At 73.7% G+C, this 4812-nt stretch carries 7 protein-coding genes; 2 read left to right on the top strand and 5 right to left on the bottom strand.

Annotation, left to right across the window (positions count from 1 at the left end; translation table 11 throughout):
* Positions 1–176: 176 nt before the first annotated feature.
* Complete coding sequence (locus CCN44_RS18725) at positions 177–410, bottom strand: SPOR domain-containing protein (RefSeq protein ID WP_086698327.1); 234 nt, start codon at positions 408–410, stop codon at positions 177–179.
* A 58-nt stretch (positions 411–468) separates the two neighbouring features.
* Here CCN44_RS18725 and map point away from each other — a divergent pair, with 58 nt between their 5' ends.
* Positions 469–1326: a type I methionyl aminopeptidase gene (gene map, locus CCN44_RS18720; RefSeq protein ID WP_059249017.1), complete on the top strand. Its 858-nt coding sequence runs from the start codon at positions 469–471 to the stop codon at positions 1324–1326.
* A 143-nt stretch (positions 1327–1469) separates the two neighbouring features.
* On the top strand, positions 1470–2117 hold the full coding sequence (locus CCN44_RS18715) for a biliverdin-producing heme oxygenase (protein WP_059249018.1): 648 nt from the start codon (positions 1470–1472) through the stop codon (positions 2115–2117).
* A 52-nt stretch (positions 2118–2169) separates the two neighbouring features.
* Here CCN44_RS18715 and CCN44_RS18710 read toward each other — a convergent pair whose 3' ends face one another.
* The 4 genes from CCN44_RS18710 to CCN44_RS18695 all read right to left on the bottom strand — a co-directional run.
* Positions 2170–2367: a hypothetical protein gene (locus CCN44_RS18710; RefSeq protein WP_059249019.1), complete on the bottom strand. Its 198-nt coding sequence runs from the start codon at positions 2365–2367 to the stop codon at positions 2170–2172.
* A gap of 116 nt (positions 2368–2483) precedes the next feature.
* Positions 2484–3128, bottom strand: coding sequence for a PhzF family phenazine biosynthesis protein (locus CCN44_RS18705; RefSeq protein ID WP_059249020.1), 645 nt, complete (start codon positions 3126–3128; stop codon positions 2484–2486).
* Positions 3121–3993, bottom strand: coding sequence for a hypothetical protein (locus CCN44_RS18700; protein WP_086698326.1), 873 nt, complete (start codon positions 3991–3993; stop codon positions 3121–3123). The genes CCN44_RS18705 and CCN44_RS18700 overlap by 8 nt, the downstream gene beginning before the upstream one ends.
* A gap of 43 nt (positions 3994–4036) precedes the next feature.
* Positions 4037–4812 (bottom strand): HtaA domain-containing protein (locus CCN44_RS18695; protein ID WP_208639794.1); only part of this gene is annotated, 776 nt, incomplete at its 5' end.

The following is a 4812-nucleotide window of genomic DNA, read 5'->3' as shown; positions in this document are numbered from 1 at the left end:
CGGTGCCGGCGGGGGCGGAGCTGGACCTGGACACCGTGCAGCACCTGGTCAGCGCGGCGGCCGGGGAGAACGCGGGGTCCGCGGGGGCGCGGCGGGGGTTCCGGGACCGCCTGTCACGGCTGACGGAGGCCCTGACGGCTCCACCGCCGGCGCCCTGGTGACGTGCCCCGGCGGGTTCAGCTCTCGTCGGGGTTCCGGCCGGCGGGCGCGTCGTGCCAGCGGGGGTCGTTCTCCCACTGGAGGTTGCGCTCGGCGGCGGTGTCCATCGCGCGCTGGGCCTCCTCCCGGGAGGCGTACGGTCCGAAGCGGTCCTTGCCCGGGCAGTCCGGGCCCTCCTCGACCGTCTTGTGCTCCAGGCAGTAGTACCACTCGCCCGGCTTGCCGGCGGTGCGCTTCTTGAACAGGGCCATGGACAGCTCCTCTCGCCACCGACATGTTCCCCCATGGACGCTGGTTAGACTCGCTGGCATGTCTGGCCAGTCGCTGCTCGTACCAGGGGAGCTGTCTCCCACCCGTCCGGTTCCCGGAAACATCCGCCGCCCCGAGTACGTCGGCAAGCCCGCGCCGGCGCCGTACACGGGTCCGGAGGTGCAGACTCCCGAGACCGTCGAGGCGATGCGGATCGCCGGCCGTATCGCCGCGCGGGCGATGGCGGAGGCCGCGAAGATCATCGCGCCCGGGGTGACCACGGACCAGCTGGACAAGGTCGCCCACGAGTACATGTGCGACCACGGCGCCTACCCGTCCACGCTGGGCTACCGCGGCTTCCCGAAGTCGCTGTGCACCTCGGTCAACGAGGTCATCTGCCACGGCATCCCGGACTCGACCGTCCTGCGCGACGGCGACATCGTCAACCTGGACGTGACGGCGTACATCGGCGGGGTGCACGGCGACAACAACGCCACCTACCTGGTCGGTGACGTGGACGAGGAGTCGCGGCTGCTGGTGGAGCGCACCCGCGAGGCGCTGAACCGGGCGATCAAGGCGGTGAAGCCCGGCCGGCAGATCAATGTCATCGGCCGGGTCATCGAGTCGTACGCCAAGCGCTTCGGCTACGGCGTCGTCCGGGACTTCACCGGCCACGGCATCAGCACGTCGTTCCACTCGGGGCTGATCATCCCGCACTACGACAGCCCGCACGCGACGACGGTGATGCAGCCGGGGATGACGTTCACGATCGAGCCGATGCTGACGCTCGGCACCCACGAGTACGACATGTGGGACGACGGCTGGACGGTCGTGACGAAGGACCGCAAGCGGACCGCCCAGTTCGAGCACACCCTGGTGGTGACGGACACCGGCGCGGAGATCCTGACCCTCCCCTGACCGCCGCCCCGGCCCGCCGAGCCCGCTCCCTGCCGGAGCGGGCTTTCTCTTGTACGCTTTTACCGACAGACTGTCGGAAACGTTCCCGACACGGAGTCGCCAAGGCGTTGACTTAGGTAAGGCTTACCTTAGAGGATGGCCGCATGGACTCCTTCTCGTCCCTCATCCGGACCGCCTCCCACGAACAGCACGTGGCGGCCGAGACCTCGACGTTCATGAGCGACCTGCTCGGCGGCCGGCTCGGCGTGGCGGCCTACGCGCGCTACACCGAGCAGCTCTGGTTCGTCTACGAGGCCCTGGAGAGCACGGCCGAGCGCCTGGCGGCGGACCCGGTGGCCGGTCCGTTCGTCCGGCCGGAACTGTTCCGGCTGCCCGCGCTGGAGCGGGACCTGGCCCATCTGCGCGGCCCCGGCTGGCGGGCGGGCCTGAGCGCGCTGCCCGCGACCCGGGCGTACGCGGACCGGGTGCGGGAGTGCGCCGAGCGCTGGCCCGGCGGTTACGTCGCCCACCACTACACCCGCTACCTCGGCGACCTCTCCGGCGGCCAGATCATCCGGGACCGGGCGGAGAAGACGTGGGGCTTCGCCAGGAAGGGCGACGGGGTCCGCTTCTACGTCTTCGACGCGATCCCCAACCCGGCCGCGTTCAAGCGGGACTACCGCGAACTGCTGGACCGGATAGGGGTGGACGACCTGGAGAAGCAGCGGGTCGTCTCGGAGTGCAAGCGGGCGTTCGCGCTGAACACGGCGGTCTTCGGTGCCCTGGGCGAGGAGTTCCCGCTGAGCGCGTGAGCCCGGGACGACCGGGTCCCCGTGCCGGCTGCGGCAGGGGACCCGGGTCGCGTCAGCGCAGGTAGTCGCTGCAGTGCGCGCCGGCCCAGGCGATCTGGTTCTCCAGCGAGTTGAGGTGGCCGGCGTACGGGCTGCAGACGGCCCCGTCGTCGTCCTTGGTGTCGTGGGTGTGGGCGCTGGCCGTCGACGCGCCGGTCGCGGCGAGAGCGGCGGCGAGGGCGGTCGCGGCCACGACTGATCTGATGCGCATGGTGCTCCTCTCGGGGAGGCGGAGTGGTCACGCCCAGTGGTCCCCGCTCGCCTGCGCGCGCACACGCGAATCCACCCGGACGGGGGCGCCGCTCGTCCCCCGGACGCCGGTACGCCTCAGCGCTCCAGGCGGACCCGCCCGCCCACCTCGATCCACCCGTGCGGCTGGGGCGCGGTCAGGATCTGCGAGCCCCGGCCCTGGGTGATGTTGAGGGCCCGGCCCAGCCGGTCGGTGAGGAGCAGCGCCGCCGCGCCGGTCGCCTCGTCCTCCTCGATGCCGTCGTCGCGGCCGGGGAAGCCACGGGCCCGGACCCGCCCGGCCGCCTCGTCCTCCCAGGCCCAGGCGTAGATCCACTCCCCCCGGGGCGGGACCGGCAGCGCGTCCACCTCGGCGGCGCTCGGATACGGGCGCAGGGTGCGCGGCGGCGCCCACTCCGCGCGGGCCTCGATCCAGCTGAACTCGCCGTCCTGCCGGGCCCCGACCACCCCGGCCGGGGTGACCAGTTCGGGCACGTCCAGCAGCCAGGCCGTGCCCACGCAGGGGTGGCCGGCGAAGGGCAGCCGCAGGGTGGGCGTGTAGATGTCGATCACTCCGCGCTCGGGGTCGTCCACGAACACCGTCTCGCTGAAGCCCAGTTCGGCCGCCAGCGCCTGCCGGTCGGCGCGCTCGGGCAGCACCGAGCCGTCGCGGACGACGCCCAGCTCGTTGCCGTAGCCGCCGTCCGGGCCGCAGAAGACGCGGAGTACGTCGTAGTCAGTCACCGGGGAATTGAAACATCGCGGCCCGCGCGAGCACCTCCCAGGCGGGGGTGCCACCGGTCAGGGGCCAGGTGCGGACGGCCGACGGTTCGTAGGGCAGGCCGGCGAGCACCGCGCCGTAGCCCTCCTCCAGGGCCGTGCGCTGCCGTTCGGTGCCGGTGAACCGTGCGCTGTGCCGCCGGTGGCCCTCGGCCAGCTGCTTCGCCTCGCGGCGCCACGCGTCCTCGTCGGGCAGCCGGGTGAGGACGACGCAGGGCGGGGTGCGGTCCTCGGCGAGGGCGGCCACCGCGCGGTCGTGCCCGTCGAGGATCAGCCAGCCGTCGAGGAACGGCACCCACCACAGCAGGACGGGGGCCAGGGTGCCGTCGCGGACGTGCTTGCGGTACGCCTTCACGCGGGCGGCGTCCGGCGGGGAGAGCCGCCGCAGGGGCAGTACGCCGTGCCAGCCGCCGCCGCAGTACAGCTCCAGCAGCCCGGCGGGCCAGTCGCGGACGAGGTCGGCGCTCCAGACGCCCGGTTCGAACCAGGTGCGCCGCGCCAGGTGCCAGCGGCCGTCGTCCAGGGGCGTCGCGTCGGACCCCTCCAGCCAGCGGGCGTACTGGTGGGCCCAGTCGACCGCCGACCGCATCCGGGAGGAGGCGATCGGCGGCAGCGGCGAGCGGTATCCGTCCAGCCGGTGCAGCCGCAGGTCGTGGCAGCAGCCCTGGCCGGTGAGCCCGCCGAGCAGCACGGTCCGTTCCCGCTGGCGCAGCACTGTGCGCCGGCCCTCCTCGGCGGTCTCGAAGCGCAGCGCGGGCGGGCCTGGGCGGCCCCGGACGTCCAGCACCAGGCCGCCCGGCCCGAGCAGTTCCCTGGGTGTGCCGGTCATGGGGGCCATTGTGCGGGGACCGCGCCCCGGTCCGGCAACGGGATTACATCGCCGTACGCCTCCTGCGCACCGCGAGCACCACCCCGGCGCCCGCCGCCGCGGTGACGGCCGCCGCCGCGCCCAGGGGGCCGGCCGGGACGCCGGAGCCGGTGGCGGCCAGGCTGCCGCCGACGACACCGCCGCCGACGACGACACCGCCGCCGCCGGCGGCGGCGGAGCCGGTGACGGCGCCGGTCGTGGTGGCGCCGCCCGCCGTGGGCCCGGCGGACGGCAGGGCGGCGGTGGTGGTCAGGGCCACGGAGAGGTTCACCGGGTCGAGTGCGGTGCCCTTCGGGTAGTAGCCGCTGAAGGCCTTGGCGCCCGCGTCGGTGAGGGTGGCGGTGACGCCGTCGAGGGCGATGACGTCGTTCTTCGGGGTGAGGGCGGCGGACCTGGCCTTCAGGTCGGCCAGGACCACGTCCTCGGACTTCTTGCCGAGGCTGGTGACGTCGGCGGTCAGCGTGCCGGTGCCCCGGCCGACCGACGCCTTGAGGTCGCTGAGGGTGAGGTCGAGTCCGTAGGTGCCGTTGTTCTCGTGGCCCTTGAAGGTCACCGCGCCCTTGAAGGCGGCGGACAGGGTGCCGGCCGTGGTGTCGTACGTCCCCGTGGCGCCGGAAAAGGTGAAGGGGCCGTTGCCGGCGGCCTGGGTCGCGCCGCCCGAGGCGGTGATGCGGCCGTGGGCCGCGCCGGTCACCACGTAGGTGCGGAACGAGTCCTTGACGCCCCAGCGGAGCGTGCCGTCGGCTATGGCTCCCTTGGCGGGCGCGGCCGGGGCGGCGG

Source organism: Streptomyces tricolor, assembly GCF_002155905.1.
Classification (GTDB): domain Bacteria; phylum Actinomycetota; class Actinomycetes; order Streptomycetales; family Streptomycetaceae; genus Streptomyces; species Streptomyces tricolor.
The sequence above is the reverse complement of the archived record's forward strand: the minus strand, read 5'-3'. Positions and strand labels throughout refer to the sequence as shown.

What these genes read in the sequence shown, in the direction of transcription:
- CCN44_RS18725 (WP_086698327.1), bottom strand. Translation starts at nt 410, where the DNA reads ATGGCCCTGTTCAAGAAGCGCACCGCCGGCAAGCCGGGCGAGTGGTAC.
- map (WP_059249017.1), top strand. Translation starts at nt 469, where the DNA reads ATGTCTGGCCAGTCGCTGCTCGTACCAGGGGAGCTGTCTCCCACCCGT.
- CCN44_RS18715 (WP_059249018.1), top strand. Translation starts at nt 1,470, where the DNA reads ATGGACTCCTTCTCGTCCCTCATCCGGACCGCCTCCCACGAACAGCAC.
- CCN44_RS18710 (WP_059249019.1), bottom strand. Translation starts at nt 2,367, where the DNA reads ATGCGCATCAGATCAGTCGTGGCCGCGACCGCCCTCGCCGCCGCTCTC.
- CCN44_RS18700 (WP_086698326.1), bottom strand. Translation starts at nt 3,993, where the DNA reads ATGACCGGCACACCCAGGGAACTGCTCGGGCCGGGCGGCCTGGTGCTG.